Origin of the sequence: Collinsella sp. HCP28S3_E9 (assembly GCF_052065455.1) — a bacterium.
Lineage (GTDB): Bacteria > Actinomycetota > Coriobacteriia > Coriobacteriales > Coriobacteriaceae > Collinsella.
In genome coordinates, this window is sequence record NZ_JBQHTZ010000001.1 from 157,395 (window position 1) to 180,224 (window position 22,830).

Sequence of the window (22,830 nt, forward strand, 5' to 3'; positions counted from 1 at the left end):
AAGAAATCAAACGGCAACAGTGTATCGCTTCGGTGCAAAAAGGGCGAAACCACAGCCTCGGCAGCCCCCGTGGTCAAAAGCCTATTTCGATGCGCGCTCGGCCGCTTCGATCACGTGTTTGGCGAGAATCGCGGTGGTCACAGCCCCCACGCCGCCCGGCACAGGTGTGATGGCGTTAACGATTGGCTCCGCAGCATCAAAATCGACGTCGCCGACCAGCTTGCCGGCGGCCTCGTCCCAGTTAATGCCCACATCGATGATCGTTTGACCCTCGCGAACCGCATCCGCGCCAATCGTGCGCGCGCGCCCAACGGCCGCAACCACAACATCAGCCGCACGACACTCGGCAGCAAGGTCGCGCGTATGCGTATGGCACGTCGTCACCGTGGCATTGCGAGCCGTAAGCATGGCGGCAACGGGACGGCCAATCACCAGAGACCGACCGACGACCGCGACCTTGGCCCCATCCAGCTCAACACCGTAATGGTCCAGCAACGCCAACACGGCCTCGGCCGTGCAAGGAGCAAAGCCCTCGCCTCGCCCCGAAAGCGTGGCAAGCAGCGAGGCCGGCGTCATGGAGTCAACGTCCTTGGCAGGATCGAGCGCCGCGGCAACCGCATCCTCGTCAAGCCCGGCGGGCAGCGGGCGAAACACTAGGCATCCATGAACGGCGGGGTCGGCATTGATGTCCTTAATAGCCGCCAGCAGCTCATCCTGCGAAGCATCGGCAGGAAGCAAAACGCTGCGAGCATCGATGCCAGCCTTTTCACAGCGCTTGAGGGCGCCGCGCTCGTACGATAGATCGTCCTCGCGCTCGCCCACACGAACGATGGCCAGCGTCGGCACAACGCCGCGTTCGCGCAGGACGGCGCAGCGAGCAGCGAGTTCCTCGGTCAAGGCACGGGCAACGGGAGCACCCTTGAGCAGCTCGGCCATGGCTATCCCCTCTTCCTGGCTGCGTCGGCGGCGCGGCGCGCCAGCGCATCGGCGCGCGGCAGCCACGTATCCAACAGATCATCGCACGCCGCCTCGAGCTCCTCGGCGCGCGCCCGGTCTTTCATAGATGTGGTGTTGGCAAAGAGCGTCAGACTCGCGCCCTGCATGGCGGCGCGGCAGAACACGGCACCGCACGCCACGTCGGACAGCAGCTGGCGCGACCCCTTGTCCGCCATGTCCTCGAGCAGCGCCAGCGCGCGCCCGCAGGCATCCATAATGCGATACGGTGGCATAGCCGCCACGTGCAGCGCATCCTGAATCGCAGCCGGTCGAGCCGGATCGTCACGCGGAATACCGTACGCCGCGGACACCTGGCCGTACGCGCGAACGTCCTCGGCGACCAACTCGACAAGTTCCTGGGCCAGCTCATCAGCCTGAGCAAACGCGCGCGTCAGGTCATCTGCACGATCAGCAAGCGCGGGATTGGTCGACCCATAACGAGCGACCATCCCGCACAGCGAGGCGCCCAGCGCGCCCACAAAGGCGCTCGCGCTGCCGCCGCCGGGAACCGGCTCGCGCGCGGCAAGCGCCTCGGCAAATCCGCGACAGGTTTTATCCATCATCTCTTGGCTCATACGCACGCACCTTCAAGTCATATAGATCGGTCGGGCGGCAACCGCCGGCCAACTGTATCGATCAAGTAATGGTGCTAAGTCTAGCCCATAAGCACATGAGCGTCAGCGCATCTGGCCATCGCGGATTTCTATGACACACGATAGGCGTCGGCACCGCAAGCATGGGACACATGGCCCACCCGCGCGAGCCGCCCGTGCGTACAGTAAAGGCAGGTAATCCATGGGCGGTTACAGATGAGGAGACACGACCATGAAAAAGAAGGCCTTTGCGATTGTCACCCTCTGCATCAGTCTCTTTGCCGCGGTTGCCCTGGTGGGTTGCGGCGGAAGCGGTGGCGCTACCGGCAGTGGCGGTGGCGGCGGAACAGAAAAGCCAGCCGTGGATATGCGGACCGACTTCATTTGGTTTAAGGTCGAGGTCCCCGAGGGCGTCGAGATCATCGACGTTGACGGTGGTAGCGTGTATGTGCGCATCGACAACGTCGAAGAGCACAAGGACGCCGTCGAGACCATGATGAAGTCCCTGGAGTTTGCCGATGACATCGCCCAGGCCAAGACCGAGGCCATGGACGTCAAGCTCGACGATATCGAGATCAAGCGCTAAAGCTCCAACGGCATGCAGCAGCGCCGCTTTAACTCAGCCGGGATGCAAGGTGCGACTCCTTGCATCCCGGTTTTTTGTGTTCGAAAGCGCCCGATCACATCACCATATTGAACACGTTGACGAATTCCTGCGCCTTCGCGTGGCTGCTGAGGCCAAGGTGCAGGCGGTCAACAGCCGGCTACTGCGCCTCTGTTTTCCCTAGCATTTCATTCTAGTAGCCACGAGACCCTTTCTCGAAGACCTCCGACGACGTCGCAGTTTCTGTCCCCGCCAGGCTTTATGATAATCGCCATTAGCCAGCCATTATCTATTAAGCAGCATCCCTCAAGAGGAAAGCGGGAGATACGAATGGGCACACCAAAACCGTCTTTGCGCGACTGCATCTACGGACTTGCCGTCGGCGACGCGCTGGGCGTTCCATACGAGTTTATGCCTCGCGGCACGTTCGAATGCACCGACATGATTGGCTACGGCACACATGGGCAACCCGCCGGCACCTGGAGCGACGACACATCTATGACGCCTGCCACCTGTGACTCGATTAGGGAGCTCGGGTATATCGACACCGCGGACATGCGCGACAAGTTCGTAGGCTGGATTGCCCGTGGCGAGTATACGATCGACGGCGTTTTCGATTACGGCGGCACGACCGCCCGCGCCTTGCGTACCGGCAAAGGAGGCTCCGGCGAGCGCGACAACGGCAACGGTTCGCTCATGCGCATCGCGCCCCTGGCGTTCACCGATGCGACGGACGAAGAGATCCGTGAGGTCTCTGCAATCACCCACGCTCATAGAACATCGACCGACACATGCGTCATATTTATCGAGCTGATGAGAGACGTGCTGAGCGGCGCACTCCCCTCGTGGGCGCTGCAGCTGAAAAGCGCGCCCGAGCACGAAATCAGATCCGGCGGCTTCGTGCGCGACACGCTTAAGGCAGCCACCTGGTGCTTCGTCAACACCAGCAGCTACGAAGACTGCGTGCTTGCCGCCGTCAACCTAGGCGACGACACCGACACCACCGCAGCCGTCGCAGGCGCCCTCGCCGGCACGGCCTACGGCATGGACGCAATTCCACAGGAGTGGATAGACACCCTACGCGGCAAGGAGCTGATTGAGAACTGCCTGTTTTAGATCGCGGCGGCAGCAGAAACAAGCTAGGAGGCATCATGGAGAGGAAGACTGCACACATAGATGAGTTCCAAGTGGACGAGCACGAGATTCCGCTACTCCCAGCAGGGATGAAGGAGGAAGGAGACCTCTATGTCCTCCCCGACGGGCGTTATCTTCCCTGCGGAGTCTACAAGACCGCGGACGGCGACTTGCTCCTTTATGAGCCATCCGAACTTAGTTTCTTCGGGCAGATGACTACCCAATTCAAAGAGAGCTAGAGGTTTGATTGCCCGTTAGATCGACACTGTTCCAAACCAGGGGATGGGTGGAGAAGGGGGTCATAGAAAAGGGCCGGTTGCAGCCGGCCCTTTAGACATTAGCTCCTGCGTTGCCCGCGCTTCCAAAGTTGACCGACTGAGGAGCGGGTTCCGCGGCACACCTTGATTTTACCCGGTGGGGCGGCTCTTTTGCAGCCGTCCCACCGTTTATTTAGATCTACTACGACGGACAGCTCGCACTACTGCGTACTGTCCCGTACCGCCCCCCTACTTCCCAAAGATCGCGCCGAACAGGCCCTTGCGTTTGGGCTTTTCCTCTCGGTAGGAGCCCTCGACTGCCGCTGCCACCTGACGCGGTTGCCCGCCGCCTCCATGGCGCACGATCTGGTACAGAAACGGCGATTTAACGTATTTGACCTCGATGGGCGTGGCGTGCACGGTACTTTCGCTAGACAGGTGCAGGCTCGGGCTGAGCGGTGCCACCACATGTGTCTCGCGCTTGTCGCTAAACACTACCGCGGCCGCACGACCCGTCTGGCCGTTTACGGCAATGCGCACCTGCTCGCCTTCGCGGCTGTCCGACGCCGGACGATCGACAAAGTAGACCGGCACCATCACCAGACCATCCTTGTGCTTGCGGGCCTTGCGCGCCCACGTGCGGATACTCTTTTTATTGAGCCCCAACACCGCCTCGGCATCGTTTCCGGCAATGTCGAGCGCCAGCTTATCAATGACCACCTGGTCCTTGGTAGACGCATCGACGGAAACAACGCGAAAGTCGCCTTCCTGCATGGCGGGATCGAACGGCCCAACCTTGGCAAAGTCCCACGGCTCCAAAATGCCCATAAGACGAACGTCCAGGTAGTTTGCCCGCGGATATGCCCAGTCGAGCACCTCGTAGTACACCAAGGTCTCCTTGCTCAGCCCCTTGCCCGGGAAGGACGCCATCATGCGCAAATCCGCGAGCGCCATGGGAAAGTAGAAGAGCATCATGTCGTTTTGGATCGCGTCTTCTACATCGTGACCGGCAAAGGCTTCCGCATACTGGCGCACCAGCTGCAGCGCGTTGGCACGTGCCTGCTGCGGCGAGATTTCACAGGGAATACCCTGCTCGGGTACATACTCCGCACCAACGCCCATGGTCAGGCGCTTGCTAAAGGTACCGGGCTTGAGTAGGTCTGCAACGCCGATCTTATTGCCGCAGGACGGGCACTCAAACACGCGCTGGGTCGACTCGCCTTCGAAGGATGCGCCGCAGAAGGGGCACGGGATGCTCACGTGCGTGGCCTCCTGGAACTCCTGCGCCGTGCCGCGGTCCTCCCACAGTAGATGCTCTAGAACCGACTGGTTGCGCCAGTGCGCATGAAAGAAATACCAGTCGGGGTCCACCGGGCGCTCGAGCTGCGACACATGGGTGAGCTTAAGCAGCCCATCGACAAGCGTCAGCGGCGCATGGCGAATGCCCAGGGCGCTCTTGGGCTCCCCCGCATCGGCCTGCCACGGAACGACCGTGCCGCAATAGGCACACTCAAAGCTGCGTTTAGCCTGGTGTGAGTACATGGGGCCGCCGCAGTTTTGGCATTTGATGGCAAACATCTCGTCCATGGATACGTCCTCCTTTACGCAGGGGCTGTCGACATTAAGTATGTCGAGCAGGCAGGCACAAGCCCATACCCATGTGGCCCAAAATGGAACACCCGGTCGGACAAGAAGCCCCGCTCGTTAGCTCCAGCAGACCATTACTGCATTTTCTGAGCATCGGCGCACGGCGCGCCCATGCGAGCTACACTATCCCCTTAAACGAGGATGCGAGGAGGTACGCCATGCTATTTGTAAATCGGCTGGTACATACACTTGTTCCTGGCTGCGAGGGCGAGCCGGTCGATGCATCATGTCGCACCAACGCGGGCTTTGCCGCAAGCCTCATCTGCATTGGCCTCAACATTACCCTGTGCCTGGCCAAGGGCATCGCGGGTCTGCTCGCCGGCTCTGTCTCTCTTGTCGCCGACGCCTTTAACAACCTCTCCGACGCCTCGAGCAACATTGTGAGCTTGCTCGGGTTCCGCCTTGCCAGCCGCCCGGCCGACGAAGGCCACCCCTATGGCCACGGCCGTTACGAATACCTCGCCGGCTTGTTTGTCGCCGTCCTCGTTTGTGCCGTCGGCATCAACCTGGTGCTCGAGTCCATTACCAAGATCATCAAGCCCTCCCCCACCGCCTACACGCTGGTCTCCCTAGCCGCCCTCGTCTTGTCCATGCTCGTCAAATTATGGATGGCCGCATTCAACCGCGCGCTGGGCGACCGCATCGACTCGGAGACGCTCATCGCCACGGCGCAGGACTCCAAAAACGACGTCATCACCTCGGGCTCGGTCTTGGCGGCGGCGCTTATTTCGCAGACGACCGGCTTTGACCTCGATGGCTGGGCAGGCCTGGGTGTGGGCATCTTCATCTGCATCAGCGGCATGGGCCTGGTGCGCGACGCCATCAGCCCGCTGTTGGGACAAGCGCCCGACCCCAAGCTCGTCCAGGAAATCCGCGACAGGATCATGTCGTACCCCCAGGTCTTGGGCACACACGACCTCATGGTGCACGACTACGGCCCCGGCCGTCAGTTTGCCAGCGCACACGTGGAAATGCCCGGCGAGGGCGATGCCTTTGAGCACCACGAGATCCTGGACACCATCGAACACGATATTAAACGCCAGATGGGCATCGACATCACGCTGCACTGCGACCCCATCGCCACCACCGGCGACGACCTGCGCAGCTGGGTCAAGCGTGGCGTCATGCAGATCGATCCCGCGCTCTCCATCCATGACCTGCACGAGCACGATGGCTTTGTGTCATTTGACCTGGTGCGTCCCGACGGCTTTCGCATCTCCGACGACGAGCTGTTGGAGCGCGTAACGCATATCGTGCACGAGCGCAGGCCCGATGCATCATGCGTTGTCACGTTTGACTCGGGTTTTAGCTCGCCCGACCGTCCGGCCGAGCAGTTGTAGCCCCGCTCCGCTCGACCGCTAGTTTCCCTGCGCGCCCGAAATGCCATTTTGCAGGGCATCCCAGGCGTTCGTTGCCATATCACCCAGGTTCTGTGCAGTATCACCGAGGTTCTGGGCTGTGTCGCCCAGCTCTTGGGCCTTATCCCCAAGCTCCTGCGCCTTGTTGCTCAGGTCCTCCAGCGTGTTGGAGCTCGAGCTGTCCGTGGTGCCCTGGTCGCCGGACGCGTTGCTCGACGAGCTGTCCTTGCGCGTGAGCTGAATCTCAAGGTTGCCGTCACCGTTGTAGTAGGCAGATGTGACGACCCAGTTGGCATCGACGACGGGCGTCGAGCCGTCGTCGGTCAGAATCACGGCATTCGAAAGATCGGCCCCGCGCGACTTGAGGAGCTTCTTGGCGTTTGACCAGTACTGACCCGGGATATCGCTCAGGTCGACGGTGCCGGACTGGGCAGTCTCGGTCTGCTCGGCCATGGTATCAGTCGTGGCGCCCCGCTTGTTGAGCATGCCCGACACGATGGCAAACACAACCGACAAGGCAAAGAAGATCGCCAGCACGATAAGAATCTTCTTGATCACGCTCGACGAACGCGAAGGCTTCTTCTCCTCGTCCTCGCCATACTGGGGGATGGACTTGGGATACTCACGATACGGCTCGCGCGCGTATCGGTCGTGCGACTCGTAGCGCGGCTGTGCCGTGCGCGGCATATATGTCGTCTGCTGGGGCTGCGGAATGGGATTTTGCAGCAGGTCATCATAAGGGTCTACCGCCGCGTTGCCGTAGGGGTTCTGCGATGAGACACCATGCGGGTCCTGCGCCGCGTTTCCGTAATTCACAACGCGCGTAGGATCGGCCGACACCTGCGTCGTATCGGGGGCAGCGTAGCCGGGATTCGGCACGACGCGGGTCTCATCGGCGCCATTGCCCGTCCGCGGGGAGCCGTAGCCACCCATTACGGTCGTCTTGTCCTGGTCCATGCAACGTTTCCTTTCCGTCGCCTGTAAGCATCAAGTTATCCATGCATTCTACCCGCGCAAAAGCCTATGATGGACAAAGCCCGCCGGTATCTACAAGACATGCGCGGCCGACGGTCACAAGCGAATCGAGGATATGTCATGGCAAAAAGCAAGCTCATCAAGGACACGACGCGTGCCGAGCGTGAGGAGATCATTAAACTGGCGCTCGCTGGCTGCGGCAACGGCAGCTGCGACAACTGCGGCAGCTGCAGCTTGGGAGCCGGCGATCCGTACGGTACCTACCAGCCCTACATTGACGGCGAGATGGAAATCGCCGATATCAACATGATGGTCGCCGAGCGCAACGCCAAACTCTTCGGCCTCCAGCGCGGCTAACGACCTCTTCTTGGGCTGTGCACCACAAAATGCGCCCATCTACTACGTTTAACCCAAGGGTGCCAACCATAGCCAAATTTGCGTTAACAAAACCGCAGGTAAACGTCTTGCCGCATTGTTAAAAAACGCTCCATGGTCGGTCCAACCCTGGCAAACGTAGTAGATGGGCGCTTTTCGTGGCGCGGCTGGCCCAGACAGCTTGTCTCGGAGCCAATTTGCATCAAAAAGTCCCCGGCGGCGCTGCGTTTTGCGCCACCGGGGATTGTTCAGTTCACTCCCTGTTGCTTTGCCCTACTCGTTGGGCACATGCGTGGCGCAAGGATACTCAGGCGTCACATCCTGGCCGTTGGAATAGCTCGAATTTTGTAGTACGCCGACCTCGTCACCTGTTCCGAACGATACGGAGAAACGTAGCTATCGGTATAGGTACGCACAAAGCCCCGCCGGGCCTTGGTAGGCACGGCGGGGCGGGCAAGCGGCTATGAGCAGCAGGCTTAGAAAAGGCCGGTGATGTTGCCGTCGTTGTCGACGTCGATGTTCTCGGCCGCGGGAACCTTGGGTAGACCCGGCATGGTCAGAACGCTGCCGGTCAGCGCGACCACAAAGTGGGCACCGGCGGAAACCTTGAGCTCGCGCACGGTGATGCGGAAGCCCTCGGGCGCGCCCAGAGCCTTGGCGTTATCGCTAAAGCTGTACTGGGTCTTGGCGACGCACACCGGCAGGTTACCAAAGCCGTTCTCGCGCAGCTCGGCGAGCTGGCGCTTGGCAGCCGGCGTAAAGTCGACACCATCGGCGCGGTAGACCTTGGTGGCAACGGCCTCCAGGGCGTCGGCCACATCGGCGCCGTCCTCGTAGGCAAACTTGAGCTCGCTCGGCTGCTCAATCAGGCGCATGACCTCATCGGCCAGGTCGAGCGCACCCTCGCCGCCCTTAGCCCAAACCTCGGACAGCTTAACGTTGACGCCGAGCTTCTGGCACTCGGACTCGATGAGCGCAAGTTCGGCCTCGGTGTCCGTCGGGAAGCGGTTGATGGCGACCACGCAGGGAAGACCATAGACGTTCTGGATGTTGTCGACGTGGCGCAGCAGGTTGGGCATGCCGGCCTTAAGGGCCTCGAGGTTCTCGTCGTTGAGGTCGGCCTTGGCGACACCGCCGTTGTACTTAAGCGCGCGGGCAGTGGCGACGACCACGACAGCGCTGGGGCGAACGCCCGTCATGCGGCACTTGATGTCCAGGAACTTCTCGGCACCAAGGTCGGCGCCAAAGCCGGCCTCGGTAATCGCGACGTCACCAAAACGCATGGCCATGCGGGTGGCCATGATGGAGTTGCAGCCGTGGGCGATATTGGCGAAGGGACCGCCGTGGACAAACGCGGGCGTGCCCTCGAGCGTCTGCACCAGGTTGGGCTTGAGCGCGTCCTTAAGCAGCGCAGCCATGGCGCCCTGAGCCTTGAGGTCGCGGGCGCGGACGGGCTCGCCGGCATAGCTGTAGCCGACGACGATCTCGCCCAAGCGCTCCTTGAGGTCGTTGATGCTCGTGGACAGGCACAGGATTGCCATGACCTCGGAGGCAACGGTGATATCGAAGCCGTCCTCGCGCGGCACGCCCTGGGCTTTGCCGCCGATGCCATCGATAACATGGCGCAGTTGACGGTCGTTCATGTCGACGACGCGCTTCCAGGTGATGCGCTTAACATCGATGCCGAGCTGGTTGCCCTGCTGAATATGGTTGTCGAGCATGGCGGCCAGCAGGTTGTTGGCGGCACCGATAGCGTGGAAGTCTCCGGTAAAGTGCAGGTTGATGTCCTCCATGGGGATGACCTGGGCCCAGCCGCCGCCGGCGGCACCGCCCTTGACGCCAAAGACGGGACCGAGCGAAGGCTCGCGCAGGGCAACGGCGCTCTTGACGCCGCGACGACGCAGACCGTCGGCCAGACCGATGGTCGTGGTGGTCTTGCCCTCGCCCGCAGGCGTGGGATTGATAGCGGTCACGAGGACAAGCTTGGCCTGGTGATCGGTCGGCTCGTTGAGCAGGGAATAGTCGACCTTAGCCTTGTCGAAGCCGTACGGAATCAGGTGCTTAACGTCGACGCCGGCGTTCTTGGCCACCTCGGTAATGGGCAGCGGCGTGACGGAACGTGCGATTTCGATGTCAGTAGGCATGGGCGGTCCTTTCGTTACCGGATGAGAAAAAGACCAATTCAGCATAGCACGGGCGCGCAATAGTAAAACGCCCATAACCGATGAACGGCGATATGTTTATCCAATGCCCAGCGATAGCCTACAGACCAGCCAAAACAAACCCGCCCCTAAACGGTAGGTTCAATCCCCAGGTGTTCAAAGGTGCGAAGGGTTGCCTGACGGCCCTGCGGCGTGCGAATCATCAACCCGCACTGCAACAGGTAGGGTTCGTAGACATCTTCGAGCGTACCCGGATCCTCGCCCACCGCGCTGGCAAGGGTGGTCAAGCCAACGGCACGGCCGGAGAACGTCTTGGCGAGCGTCTCCAAGATGCGAATGTCCATCCAGTCCAGACCAAGCTCATCAATCTCAAAGAACTCGAGCGCCTGACGGCAGATATCAAGCTCAATAGGACCGTTGCCGCGCACCTGGGCGTAATCGCGCACGCGCTTGAGCAAGCGGTTGGCAAGACGTGGCGTGCCGCGCGAGCGTGAGCCGATCTCGAGCGCGCTCGGATGGTCTATTGTCACGCCCAAAATGGTTGCCGAGCGCGTCACGATCTGGGCAAGCTCCTCGACCGTGTAGTAGTCCAGGCGATACGAAATACCAAAACGGTCGCGCAGCGGGCCGGTCAGCATACCCGAGCGGGTCGTTGCCGCCACCAGCGTAAACTTGGGGATATCCAGGCGAATCGAGCGCGCCGCCGGACCTTTGCCAATCACGATATCGAGCGCAAAGTCCTCCATCGCGGGATACAGGACCTCCTCGACCGAACGATTGAGGCGGTGGATCTCGTCGATAAACAGCACGTCACCCGGCTGCAAATTGGTAAGGATGGCCGCCAGGTCGCCGGTGCGCGCGATGGCTGGGCCACTCGTCGTCTTAATCTGAGCGCCCAGCTCGTTGGCTATAACGGTGGCCAGCGTGGTCTTGCCCAGACCCGGAGGGCCCGAGAAGATCACGTGGTCGAGCGTCTCGCCACGGCTCTGCGCCGCCTCGATCAGCACGCGAAGGCTCTGCTTGATATGCTCCTGACCGCAGTAGTCGTCCAGGCGCTGGGGACGCAGGGTACGGTCGACATCGAGGTCCTCGGGCGTCAGCTCCGAGCCCACCATGCGCTCGCCATGCGCCATGGATGCCGCCGGCGAGCTGCCGGGCGTCGCCCACAGGTCCTGAGAGTCATCGGCTTCCCACATCACGCATCCATTCCGAGTCGCTTAAGCGCCGCGCCGAGCAGATCCTCGACACGCATATCCTGCCCATCATACCCGCTCAGAGCGACATCGGCCTCCTGCGGGCTAAAGCCCATGGAAAGGAGTGCCGCGCGGGCATCATCGATGGCCGAGGGAGCGGCAGCGGGCACGGGCATCGCAGCCTGTCCGGGAATCACGTCGACCGGCACAAAGCCCTTATCCTTGGCAAAGGTGCTCTTGAGTTCCAGAATGAGACGCTGAGCTGTCTTTTTACCCACACCGGGTACCTTGGCCATGCCCTTGTCGTCCTCGGCCATCACCAGCGAATACAGCTGCCCCACGGTATAGGTGGAAAGCACGGCGAGCGCCAAGCGCGGGCCAACGCCCGAGACGGACACGAGCCGGTCGAACATTGTGCGCTCGTCCTTGGAGGCAAAACCAAAGAGCGTCATGGCGTCCTCACGCACCTGCATGCGCGTGTAGAGGCGGACCTCGCCGCCGGGGGTCGGCAACGTGGCCGCAGTGCTGCCCGAGATGCCGAGCTCAAAGCCAACGCCCGACACATCGACGACGGCCGAGCTCATCGTGGCCTCGACAAGCGTTCCGTGGAGCTGGGAGATCATCAGTATCCGGTTCCTCTCTGTTGATAGAACTCGCCGCCGGTAAGCGCTCGGGTGCGGCTGAGGTTAACGTGGCAGATGGCGCAGGCCAGGGCATCGGCGGCATGGTCGGGGTGCGGGTCGTGATCGAGCTGCGTAAGCGTGCGCACCATGTAGGCGACCTGTCGCTTATCTGCGGCGCCGGTGCCCACAACAGCCTGCTTAATCTGCATAGGCGTGTATTCGCCAATCTCGAGCGCGCACTCCGAAAGCGCCACAAGCGCAGCGCCGCGGGCATGCGCCGTGGGGATGGCCGAACGAACGTTGGCGCCAAAGTAGATGCTCTCGATAGCAGCGGTATCGGGACGATAGCGTTCGACAACGCCCTTGAGGTCGCGGGCGATATGCGACAGGCGCACCGCGAGCGGACTTCCAGCACTGGTCTCGATGCAGCCATAGGCACGACAGCGAACCTCGCCACGTCGCTCCTCGATAATCCCCCACCCCGTATGGGCCAAACCAGGGTCGATACCCAAGATAACCAAGCCAACCTCCCCTCGTCACAAGCGCAGCGCAAGGCAAGGCCCCACGCACTATTCACGAACGTCTGTTCTAGAATAACACAACAGCGACCGTATCTGGCAAGCAAGGTCGAACCATAGGTTGAGCATAAGTCAGCGAGCGAGTCCCTGCCGTGGCAAGGTGTCGCGAAAGAGGAGCGCCGCGTACTTCTGTACGCAAGCGACGGTTTGAGCGGCAGATGGCCCGGCAGGGGCTCGCGTAGCGTCGACTCGTTACGCGGTTTGGCAAAACCGCGTAACCTTGGCCCCATCCCCAGTTTAGTTCTGCGAGAAAAAAGGAAACTGACGGGGATCCACCGGCGGATGTGGCATCGGCGTGCCCTGGGGCCCGCCCTGCGGTCCGCCCTGGCCGCCCATCATCCTTTCGATGGCGTCCTGGACCTCGCCCTCGAACTTTTTCATTCCCTCGTGCAAACGACGCTGACCGTCCTCAGAGCGCAGCTCCTCCATCTGCTCGGGCGAAATACCCAACAGCTCACCCAACAGACCCATCATCTCACCGCGCATGCGATCGCCCGTATCGCTATCGGCAAAGCGGCGCACTTCGGCGCGCGCCAGTGAATCAACCGTCATGCGCTCCTTGCCGTTGAGCCCCAAATCGGACCACGCAAGCATGTACGGCCAAGCGCGCTCGGCAAACGAACGGGCCGAAACGATCGGCGCCGTCGGCAACATGCGACGGGCAGCCTCACCCTGTCGAACGAGCATCAGCAGCAGCGAGCAGGCCTCAGGCTTGCCAGCGGCCATCGGGATGTCGTCGAAAGATCGATTGCGGTCCACGTGCGCCTCGAGCGCGCCATCGACCTCACCCGGCTCAAGCCCGCCGAGCAGCTGTGCCGCGCGGTCGAGCATATCGACCGGACCGTCGAGCGTCGAGAGCGCCTGCGCCAGCACTCGCTCCATACAATCTTCCACCGCGTTGAGCGTCACGAGCTCTTGGGGCACCACGGCAGACGTGCGGTTGCGCACGCGCGCCACAAACTCAAGCGTCGACAGGTACACATCGCCAAAGGGCGCAAAGTCGCCCTGGTAGCCGCCGGACAGCGCGGGCGCCGCTAGCGCGTACTCGGTCTTGGAGAGCGGGCTCAACGCCATGGCGCCCAGCTCGAGCGCCGTGTCCTCGAGCATCAGGCCCAGCGCACGCGAGCGCAGACGCTCGGCATCGCCCGCCGACACGTCGCGATCGAGCACACGCGCCGCATCCGGTGCATCGCGCTCGACGGTGCGAATGTGCAGGCGCTCGGCAATCGCGCGGACGGCGGCACAGCGGGCAGCCTCGGCCTCTTCCTGAGCCGGCGTAAAGATACGGTTGCGCCCCAGCACAAGGCCAATCACATTACGCGGGCCCAGAGCGTCAACGGCAAGTGCCGCCAGCAGGGACGACGGCAAGTCACCCTCGAGTGCCACCACAGCACGCGACGCGCCGCGAGCGCGGGCATTGTCGCGCACGGCGAGCACCAGCGCCTGCCACAGCCACTCCTCGGAACGAAACTCGGGCAGTTCGTGATCTTCCAGGGCATCGAGCATCACGCCGCGCTGAATCTCCTGAACCAGCAGGCTCTCCTCAAAACACGGCGCCTGGGCCACCACGCGACCGCAGTCGTCGAGCACAAACGAACCGCCGGTATATACCGACTCGTCGTACGCACCGACCGGCGCCATGCAGGCAAACCACACGCTGCGCTTAGATGCGATCTTGCGGTAGGCACCGCTGCGAACGGCGGCGATGGCGGCAGTCTCGCGGTCGGTCATGTCAAACGCGTTGAATTGGAAATACGCAATGAGGTCAACACCGGTCGGCAACATCTCGAGTTCGCGGTCCAAGTCAAAAATCACGGCGATGCGCACGCCGTCCACGTCGAACACCGGCGGCGCCCAACGCGTGTCGTTGTTCTCGCCACGCTGCAGGGCAATGCTCGATCGCGCCGGCACCACATGACCGTCCTTGAGCATCATGTAGTCGAGCAGCGGCTGGCCCTCAAACGAAACCGCCGCGGGCACGATGCAGATCATATCGAGCTCTTGGATACGCTCGGCAACACCGGTCAGGCCTGTCAGCATGTCGTGCTCAAAGTCGGCAGTACCCATCAGGCCGCCGGGCAGAGCACCCATAAAGAGCGGAGCCGGGACGCACAGCACGCGCGCCCCGCGCTCGTGGGCCAGACGAGCCTGGTCCTCGATGCGACCGCAAATGCCCTCAATATCACCCAGGCGCATATCGATCTGTGCAAGTGCGAGCTTCATGGCCCAGCCCTTTCCGTCGTAAACCATCGAAACCGTAGTAAAAGCGCCGGCCGCATAATGCAGCCGGCGCTTGCATGTGCATATGCTAGCTATGATACCCCGAGCGGGGGCGCGCTCCTAGAACGTCGCGGACCACAGCCCATGCAGGTTGCAGTAGGCATAGACGGTACCGGTCTTGGAGCCGCCAGCGAAAAACGTCGCGGGCTTCATGCCGGGCTCAAGGTAATGGACCTCCAGGCGGCCCTCGGCCTCAAGCGCGATCCACTCGATGTAGTGCTCGGGCAGCATGGGGTGCTCCGTCGAGCCCACGCGAGCACGAATGACGTGGCCATCGCGCTCGATCTCGACAACAGGCACGTGCTTCTCGTGCGCCGCATCCTCGGTGTTTGCCGTCAGCTCCGTGCAGCCGGCAGGGGTCGCAACGTCGTCGCCAAGAGCGGCAACGAGCTTGCCGTCGGAGTCTTTAAAGAATTTCGCCATGATGTTCTCCTTTGCTGATGTGCCAATGTTCTCAATGGTTCTTATGCCCAAAGAGCGCCGAACCATCCATGGCATTGCAAATGAACACATAACGGATGGGATAAACGGTCGGGCCAGGACGAACCGGCGACCTGGCCCAGCCCGGCGGCCCCATCCCGCGCGCAGCTAGCGACCGTCGCCACCGAGCAGCGCCAGAACATCCTCGCGCGTGAACAGCGCCGACGAAATGCCATCGCCGCCGAGCACACTGTTGACCAGGTCGCGCTTGGACTCCTGCATCTGCATGATGCGTTCCTCGATCGTGTCCTTGGCGATGAGCTTGTACACGGTCACGGTGTGCTGCTGGCCAATGCGGTGGGCGCGGTCGGTCGCCTGGTCCTGCGCCGCCACGTTCCACCACGGGTCGTAGTGGATGACCACGTCGGCAGCCGTCAAATTAAGGCCCACGCCGCCCGCCTTGAGCGAAATCAAGAACACCGGCGCCTCGCCCGCTTGGAACTGCGCAACCATCTTGGCGCGGCTCTCTTTAGACGATGCGCCCGTAAGCTTAAGGAAGGCGATATCCTCCTTGGCCAGGCGCTTGCCGATGATATCGAGCATGCCCGTAAACTGGCTGAACAGCAAGATGCGATGACCGCCGTCGAGCGCGCCGTGGACGAGCTCCATACACGTATCGAGCTTGGCGCTTCCCGCCTTGTAGTCCGCGTAATGCAGATGAGGATCACAGCAGATCTGGCGCAGCTTGGTGAGCTCGGCAAGTACCTTGAGCTTATCTTTTTTGAACTCCCCGGCCTCGCGGTGCTGCACTTGCTGGGCAATGCGGTCCTGGTTGGCCAGGTAGAGCTTGCGCTGCTCGCCGGTGAGCTGCGCCATCACCGTGTCCTCGATCTTCTCGGGCAGGTCGGCCACCACGTCTTCCTTGACGCGGCGAAGCACAAACGGCGACACGAGCGCCTGCAGGCGAGCGGCGCTGTCACCCTCGGCGTGCTCGACCGGGCTTTCGAAGCGCTTGGCAAACGACTCGCGCGTGCCGAGCAGGCCCGGCATCAAAAAGTCGAAGATGCTCCAGAGCTCGGACAGGCGGTTTTCGATGGGCGTACCCGTCAGGGCAAAGCGCACACCGGCCGGCAGACGCTTGGCGGCGCGAGCCACCTGCGTGAGCGGGTTTTTAATGTACTGGGCTTCATCCAGCACCACGCGGGCAAAGTCCTGCTCGACGTACTCGTCGATATCGCGGCGCATGAGGTCGTACGACGTCACGACCACGTTATGCTCGGCCACGCCGGCAATCTGCACGCGACGTTGGGCCTTAGCACCCACAATGGCGCACACATCAATCGAGGGGGCAAAGCGCTCCAGCTCGGCAGTCCAGTTGTACACAAGCGACGCAGGGCACACCACAAGCGTGGGCTTAGTGTCCCCCGCCTCCACGCGCGCCAGGATATGCGCGATCATCTGGAGCGTTTTGCCCAGGCCCATGTCGTCGGCCAAGATGCCGCCAAGGCCCAGATGCTCGAGCGAACCGAGCCACTGGTAGCCATCGACCTGGTAGCCACGCAGCGTGGCCTTGAGCGAGGCCGGCACCGTAAAGTCCATCTTGCCGAGCGTGTCCAGGCGCTCGACGGTGCGACGGAATGCAGCGTCGCGATCGGCTTCGAGCGCGGGCGTGCGCGCAAGCATGCTGTCGACGAACAGGGTACTCGACGCGGGAAGCGACACGCCGTCGAGCAGGTCGACGGCATCGACCCCCAGATCCTCGGCAAGACCAAACGCGGCGCGCGCTCCCTCGTCCAGGCGAATGATGTCGCCCGACGTGAGACGAGCAAACGTCTGGTGACGCTTGTAGGAATCGAGGTAGATGGCAAGGTCTGCCGCCGAAAGGCCGCTCGCGCCCAGTTCGACGTCGAGCAGGTTACTCTTGACGGTCGCGCGCACCGAAAGCTTGGGCGCAGGGCGGACCGAGATCTGGCGCAGACGGTCGCTGAGCATGACCTCGCCCAGCTCGGACAGGGCAGACAGGCCCTCAGTGAGCAAGTGGAACAGGCTCTCGTCATCGCGTTCCTCAAACGCCAGGCCACCCTCGTAAAAGTCGAAATACAGAGCCGCCGTATCCATAACGCGAAACTCTGCCACCTCGTCGCGCGGCGGCACGCCCGGGCGCTGCTCTTCGAAGGGGCTGCCCGGAGCGCCCATGCTAAAGAGATCTGCCGACCAGTCGCCGTAGGTAACCGTAATTTTGCAGGTCACGAGCCCATCGTCGACACCGATCGCCATGGCAAAGCTTGGCTCGGGCGCCACGGTATCGAGCACAGCGGGCGCGGTAAGGTCGGTGTAGTCGCGCAAGATAGGCAGCGCCATGCGGCAAAACTCACCCACCTGGTCGGCGGCGATATGGACCGGTGTGCGGCAGGGCAACAAGTGCGATAGGAACGGCGCGGCATGTTGGGCAAACGCCGTGTCGGTACGGCGTGCGCGGCGCGTATCGACCAGATAGGCGACGTCGCCCGAGGCAAAGCAGTACGTATCGGCCGGAAGGCGCAAGTCGTAGCTGCCCCCGGCTGCCGGCACAATCTTGGCAGCAATCAGCGGCGGGCGCTTAGCCGGGACTTCGTTCTCCCCTTCCGGCAACGACTCGACCGTCACCTCGTAGGCGCGGTGCGTCGTCGTCCCCCGCGACCAAGCAGGTTCAAAGGACATGGTCCTGCCACGCAGCAGGTCCAGCACGGACACGATGGAATACTCGGATACCGGCAACTGACGCTCGGCGACAAAACCGCTGCGGGCAAAGTCGTACGATGCCGAGCGCGAGCTCGTAATATCGCCTAGGTAGGCGACCGTCATTGCAACAAAGTCGAGCAGCTTTGCCGATACATCATCGAAAGCCTCGGGCGCATGAAGGAACGTAAGCTTCTTGCCATAGGAGAACGTACCGCCGCGCGCATAGGCATCGGCCATGCCGTCGATATCCTTAACCACGTAGGACACCGAGCCGCAGCGGATGCGAAACTCAAGCGCCCAGCTAAAGCGATCGGCAAACAGCGGATTGTAGTACGGCACCAGCGAGGGCTCCAGCACTGCTTTGGGCGCATCGGGGTCAATGGTGCCAGCGAGCTTGCGGCGCATGGCCACGAGTTTATCCATGCGCGCGTCCGAAAGATCGGAAAGCGCTGCCACAAGGCTCGGGCTCGTGGGCACGGGCGCCGGGAAGGGAAAGTTGGGGTTGACCGGAGATGCGCTGGGCGCGGGGCGTGTGGGCTGCTTGGACTGTGCGGGCGGCACCGTAAACGTGCGGACCGGCGTGCGCAAACCCTCGACGGGCTCGGCGCCGCTGGCATCCAGATACGCCAACGCCGTGGCGATGGCGTGCTTGCACATGCCGGAATAGCGGAAGGCGGCGGGACAATCGCAGTCGTAGTCGACAACCTCGTGCTCGTCCATATCGAGCGCCACGTGCGTCTTATACAGGTCGCCGCGCGAACCACGCACCGTACCCTCGATATTCACGTTTTTGGAGAAGCGCGAGCCGGAGTCCTCAAACGACAGCACGGCGCCGTTGAGCATGAGCGAACGCCCCTTCATAAAGGTACTGCTGAGCGCCGCCTCCTTACGAAGCGCCTGCACAAACGTCCCCTGCGCCATCGCTTCCTCCAATCTCACCCGGGGTAGCTAATTTGGGACGGGGCTATTTTAGCTACCCCCATATGTCGGTTGAGATGTGTTCCGACCCCGACTCATTCGCCGTCAGCCAAAGGGTAGCTAAAAAAGCCCCGTCCCAAATTAGCTACCCCGCCAACGGCGTCCTTAGATCACCGTCACTCTGCCTTGGTTACCCACGATGGCCTTGGCCTCGGCCAACAGCGGAATCGAGCGTGCGTTGACCTTAGCAGGTACCTCGGCACGCAGCACGCGCCCGTCCGCCTGCTCGATAAAGATCTCTACGCGGTCGCCGCCCGGGTTGGTGGTGAGCACCGTGGCAAGACGCGCCATGTTGCCCTGGCTAAAGCGGCTGTTGGGCACCATGACCTCAAACACCTTGGGCTTGTTGTTCTCCTCGTTGAGCTCAAGCGGCACAATCTCCTGCGCGATGATCTGATCGCCGCGGTCAGAGCGCTCGAGCTTGCCCTTAATGCGCACAAACGCATCGGACAGCTGCGCGCCGGTCTCGGGATCGACCTCGCCGTACAGATACCCCTCTGCCTCCTTGAAGGTCTTGGGGAACACCACGACGGTGGCCTCGCCTTCCATGTCCTCGAGCTGCACGATGCCCATGGGGTCGCCGTTTTTGGTCACGCGCTTGGACACGCTCGAGACCATACCGGCCCACCACAGCGCCTTGCCCTCGGGAATTTCCTGGTTGATGGTGCCGCCCGTGGGGTTTTGCACCTCGTAGCCGGTGTCGATCTGCGAAAACGAGAAGTCGCGTGCTTTGCTGAGCGCATACTCAAATGGGCGCAGCGGGTGGTCCGAGACATAGATGCCCAGAACCTCCTTCTCCTGGCTCAGCTTAAGGTGGCGGTCCCATTCCTGGCCATCCGGATCGGGTACGCTCACCTCAAAGCCCGAGCCCTCAACGTCGCCAAACATGTCGAAGAACGACGTCTGGCCGCTCGCGCGATCCTTCTGGCGCTTTGCCGCGGCATCGATGATGTTCTCGGGGTTGTTCTTGTCCACAAAGTGCATCATCTGACGACGCGGATACCCCGTGGAGTCGAAGGCACCTGCCTTGATGAGCGATTCGATCACGCGACGGTTGGCCTGGCTCGAGTCCACGCGCTCGACAAAGTCATGCAGCGTCTTAAACGGACCGCCCGCCTCGCGCTCGGCGATAATCGCCTGCGCCACGCCGGTGCCCACGCCGCGGATGCCGGCCAGACCAAAGCGCACACCTTCCTTGGTAGCCGTGAACTCGGTACCGGACTCGTTGACATCTGGCGAAAGCACGGGGATGCCGTCGTGACGGCATGCCGAGACGTAGTGCACGATCTTGTCGGTCTTGCCCGTATAGGACGTCAGGACGGCCGCCATGTACTCGTGCGGATAGTGCGCCTTGAGCCACGCCGTCTGCATAACCAAGATGGCGTAGCCGGCGGAGTGCGACTTGTTGAAGGCGTAGGACGCGAACTCGAGAACATCGTCCCAAATCTTCTGGGCGACCTCGCGCGTGTAGTTGTTCTTGATGGCGCCGTTCATCCAGTGGTCGTAGGTGGTCTCGTCCGAGCCATCCTCCCAGTGGAGCACCGTCGACGTAAGCAGCTTGATCTTCTTCTTAGCCACGGGCTTACGGATACGCGAGTCCGATTCGCCCTTGGAGAAGCCGCACATCTCGACGGAGATGAGCATAACCTGCTCCTGGTAGACCATGGTGCCGTAGGTTTCGCCCAGGATGTCGTCCAGACGGTCGTCGTAGGAGACGGCCGGCTCCTTGCCGTTCATACGGTTGATGTAGGACGAAACCATGCCGGCGCCCAGCGGGCCCGGGCGGTACAGGGCGATCAATGCCACGACGTGCTTGTACTCGGTGGGCTTCATGTTCTTGATCGTGGCCGTCATGCCGGCGGACTCGACCTGGAAGACGCCGGCGGTGTGGCCGGAGCCCATGAGCTTAAAGATCTCGGGATCGTCAAAGGGAATCTCTTCCTCTTTGATGTCGATGCCGAAGTTCTTTTTGATGTTTGCCTTGGCCTTGGAGATAACCGTCAGCGTACGCAGGCCCAAGAAGTCCATCTTGAGCAGGCCCATGTCGGCAACGGTATGGCCCTCGTACTGGGTAATCTCGACGCCGCCCTTGGTGTCGAGCTTGGTGGGCACGTGCTCGTTGACGGGGTCACGGCAGATCAGAACGGCGCACGCATGCACGCCCTCGCCACGGGTGAGACCCTCGATCGAGAGCGCCGTGTCGATGATGCGGCGGGCGTCGTCGTCCTTTTTATAGGCCTCGGCAAAGTCGGGGTTAAACAGATCCTCTTTGCCGGGTTGTTTTTCGAGCACCTGCTTGAGCTTGACCTTGGGGTCGCTCGAGACCATCTTGGACAGGCGCTGGCCCATGTAGACCGGGTAGTCCAGGACGCGCGCGGCGTCGTTGATGGCCTGCTTGGCCTTAATGGTCGAGTAGGTTATGACGTGGGTGACCTTCTCGGGACCGTAGAGCTGGCGAACGTGCTCCACGACCTCGAGACGCCGCTCATCGTCGAAGTCCATATCGATATCGGGCATCTCGGTACGCTGCGGGGACAGAAACCTCTCGAACATCAGACCGTTCTCGAGCGGGTCGAACGCGGTAATGTTCATGGCGTAGGCGACGATAGCGCCGGCGGCCGAGCCACGGCCGGGGCCGACGCCGATGCCGTTGTCCTTGGCCCATTGCACGTACTCGGCGACGATCAAAAAGTAGGCGGCAAAGCCCTTGTCGCAAATGACCTTGTATTCGTACTCAAAGCGCTCTTTGATGTTGACGCCACCGATCTCGCGCGTGGCCCAGTCGTCACCGTAGTGCTGGCGCAGGCCTTTCTCGCACTCGCGGCGGAACTGGCTCTCGTGCGTCTCGCCGGGATCGAGCAGCGGGAAGCGCGGCAGGATGATGGAGTCCCAGTCCAGCTCAACGTAGCACTTGTCGGCGATCTCGAGCGTGTTGTCGCAGGCCTCGGGGCAATACGGGAACATCGCCCGCATCTCCTCCTCGGTCTTCATGTAAAACTCCGAGCCGGTCATGCGCATGCGGTTGGGGTCGTCGACCTTGGCGTTCATGCCGATGCACATGATGACGTCCTGCACGGGCGCGTCCTCGCGGCGCAGGTAGTGGAAGTCGTTGGTGGCGATGACCTTGACGCCCACCTGTTTGGCGATATCAATGAGCGTGCGGTCCATCTGCTCGTCGGTCAGGCCGTTATCGGTGGTAATGCCGTGTTCCTGGATCTCGATGTAGAAGTCACCAGGCTCGAAGGTATCACGGAAGGTCTCGGCCCACTTGATGGCGCCCTCCATGTCACCCCGGTCGATGTATTTGGGGATGATGCCCGCGATGCAGGCGCTGGTGCAGATCATGCCCTTGGCGTGGCGGCGCAGGTTGTCGAGCGTCACGCGCGGCTTGTAGTAAAAGCCCTGCACGGCGGCCTCGGAGACCGTTTGCATCAGGTTGACGTAGCCCTCCTGGTCCTTGGCCAGAAGGATCATGTGGTAGAGCTCGGGCTTGTGGTCGCGGGCGAGCGTCTCGTCCGGCGTAAAGTAGACCTCGCAGCCAAAGATGGGCTTGATGACCAGAGGCGGCTTGAGCTCGTCGATATTGCCCTTCTCGTCCCACATGGCCATGTCCTTCACATACTGGGCATGCTCGCGCGGGTTTGCCTCGGGATCGGGCTCCACCAGCTCGTCGCGGCGGTCCTTTTCCAAGAAGGCCTTGTCGTGGCTCCACGTTTTGTACTCGGGCGTATTGTGGTTGACGGCGTCGCAGGCCAGCGCCAGATCGGGCACGCCATACATGTAGCCGTGGTCGGTAATGGCCACGGCGGGCATGCCCAGCTCTACGGCACGGTTGACCATATCCTGGATACGGGTTGCGCCGTCGAGCATGGAGAAAACAGTGTGATTGTGCAGATGGACGAATGCCATGTGATGAGCTCCGATGCGGGTTCGTGT

At 62.0% G+C, this 22,830-nt stretch carries 17 protein-coding genes; 5 read left to right on the plus strand and 12 right to left on the minus strand.

The genetic code is table 11. The annotated features are described in order from the left end of the window. Positions 1 to 81: 81 nt before the first annotated feature. Entirely contained in the window at positions 82 to 936 is an 855-nt protein-coding gene (locus ACTNA2_RS00755) for a bifunctional 5,10-methylenetetrahydrofolate dehydrogenase/5,10-methenyltetrahydrofolate cyclohydrolase (RefSeq protein WP_441048270.1), read from the minus strand. Positions 937 to 938: 2 nt separating this feature from the next. Then, positions 939 to 1,571: a cyclodeaminase/cyclohydrolase family protein gene (locus tag ACTNA2_RS00760; RefSeq protein ID WP_441048272.1), complete on the minus strand. Its 633-nt coding sequence runs from the start codon at positions 1,569 to 1,571 to the stop codon at positions 939 to 941. A gap of 250 nt (positions 1,572 to 1,821) precedes the next feature. Between ACTNA2_RS00760 and ACTNA2_RS00765 the strand changes: the two genes are divergently transcribed. The 3 genes from ACTNA2_RS00765 to ACTNA2_RS00775 all read left to right on the plus strand — a co-directional run bounded on the left by ACTNA2_RS00765 (position 1,822) and on the right by ACTNA2_RS00775 (position 3,566). Continuing rightward, positions 1,822 to 2,175, plus strand: a complete 354-nt coding sequence (locus ACTNA2_RS00765; RefSeq protein WP_441048274.1) for a hypothetical protein — start codon at positions 1,822 to 1,824, stop codon at positions 2,173 to 2,175. A 348-nt stretch (positions 2,176 to 2,523) separates the two neighbouring features. Further along, positions 2,524 to 3,309, plus strand: coding sequence for an ADP-ribosylglycohydrolase family protein (locus tag ACTNA2_RS00770; RefSeq protein WP_441048276.1), 786 nt, complete (start codon positions 2,524 to 2,526; stop codon positions 3,307 to 3,309). Between the two features lie 35 nt (positions 3,310 to 3,344). Then, positions 3,345 to 3,566, plus strand: a complete 222-nt coding sequence (locus ACTNA2_RS00775; RefSeq protein WP_441048277.1) for a hypothetical protein — start codon at positions 3,345 to 3,347, stop codon at positions 3,564 to 3,566. Between the two features lie 267 nt (positions 3,567 to 3,833). On the opposite strand, the gene ACTNA2_RS00780 is transcribed toward ACTNA2_RS00775, so the two are convergent. Further along, positions 3,834 to 5,171: a hypothetical protein gene (locus ACTNA2_RS00780; RefSeq protein ID WP_441048278.1), complete on the minus strand. Its 1,338-nt coding sequence runs from the start codon at positions 5,169 to 5,171 to the stop codon at positions 3,834 to 3,836. 218 nt (positions 5,172 to 5,389) lie between these two features. On the opposite strand from ACTNA2_RS00780, the gene ACTNA2_RS00785 reads away from it, so the two are divergent. After that, positions 5,390 to 6,571, plus strand: a complete 1,182-nt coding sequence (locus tag ACTNA2_RS00785) for a cation diffusion facilitator family transporter (protein WP_441048280.1) — start codon at positions 5,390 to 5,392, stop codon at positions 6,569 to 6,571. A gap of 18 nt (positions 6,572 to 6,589) precedes the next feature. Here the strand turns inward: ACTNA2_RS00785 and ACTNA2_RS00790 are convergent, their stop codons facing one another. Then, the gene (locus ACTNA2_RS00790; RefSeq protein WP_441048282.1) at positions 6,590 to 7,546 is read right to left on the minus strand and encodes a hypothetical protein; all 957 of its coding nucleotides are present in this window, start codon (positions 7,544 to 7,546) and stop codon (positions 6,590 to 6,592) included. 138 nt (positions 7,547 to 7,684) lie between these two features. Between ACTNA2_RS00790 and ACTNA2_RS00795 the strand changes: the two genes are divergently transcribed. Continuing rightward, entirely contained in the window at positions 7,685 to 7,921 is a 237-nt protein-coding gene (locus tag ACTNA2_RS00795; protein ID WP_035137347.1) for a hypothetical protein, read from the plus strand. 494 nt (positions 7,922 to 8,415) lie between these two features. Here ACTNA2_RS00795 and ACTNA2_RS00800 read toward each other — a convergent pair whose 3' ends face one another. The 8 genes from ACTNA2_RS00800 to dnaE all read right to left on the minus strand — a co-directional run bounded on the left by ACTNA2_RS00800 (position 8,416) and on the right by dnaE (position 22,803). After that, on the minus strand, positions 8,416 to 10,083 hold the full coding sequence (locus ACTNA2_RS00800) for a formate--tetrahydrofolate ligase (RefSeq protein ID WP_427794639.1): 1,668 nt from the start codon (positions 10,081 to 10,083) through the stop codon (positions 8,416 to 8,418). A gap of 146 nt (positions 10,084 to 10,229) precedes the next feature. After that, entirely contained in the window at positions 10,230 to 11,297 is a 1,068-nt protein-coding gene (ruvB, locus tag ACTNA2_RS00805; RefSeq protein WP_128620210.1) for a Holliday junction branch migration DNA helicase RuvB, read from the minus strand. Then, the gene (gene ruvA / locus ACTNA2_RS00810; protein WP_441048284.1) at positions 11,297 to 11,917 is read right to left on the minus strand and encodes a Holliday junction branch migration protein RuvA; all 621 of its coding nucleotides are present in this window, start codon (positions 11,915 to 11,917) and stop codon (positions 11,297 to 11,299) included. The genes ruvB and ruvA overlap by 1 nt, the downstream gene beginning before the upstream one ends. Continuing rightward, positions 11,917 to 12,438 carry a crossover junction endodeoxyribonuclease RuvC gene (gene ruvC, locus ACTNA2_RS00815; protein WP_035137351.1) on the minus strand — a complete coding sequence of 174 codons (522 nt, stop codon included), beginning with the start codon at positions 12,436 to 12,438 and terminating at the stop codon, positions 11,917 to 11,919. Before ruvC ends, ruvA begins: the two co-directional genes overlap by 1 nt. Positions 12,439 to 12,732: 294 nt before the next feature. Next, complete coding sequence (locus tag ACTNA2_RS00820; RefSeq protein ID WP_441048286.1) at positions 12,733 to 14,718, minus strand: hypothetical protein; 1,986 nt, start codon at positions 14,716 to 14,718, stop codon at positions 12,733 to 12,735. Between the two features lie 117 nt (positions 14,719 to 14,835). After that, entirely contained in the window at positions 14,836 to 15,198 is a 363-nt protein-coding gene (locus ACTNA2_RS00825; RefSeq protein WP_154515902.1) for a desulfoferrodoxin family protein, read from the minus strand. Positions 15,199 to 15,363: 165 nt separating this feature from the next. Beyond that, a complete protein-coding gene (locus tag ACTNA2_RS00830; protein ID WP_441048288.1) occupies positions 15,364 to 18,837 on the minus strand; it encodes a DEAD/DEAH box helicase in 3,474 nt (1,157 codons plus the stop codon). 162 nt (positions 18,838 to 18,999) lie between these two features. Further along, positions 19,000 to 22,803 (minus strand): DNA polymerase III subunit alpha, encoded by a 3,804-nt coding sequence (gene dnaE / locus ACTNA2_RS00835; protein WP_441048290.1) that lies wholly within the window; start codon positions 22,801 to 22,803, stop codon positions 19,000 to 19,002. Positions 22,804 to 22,830: the final 27 nt, after the last annotated feature.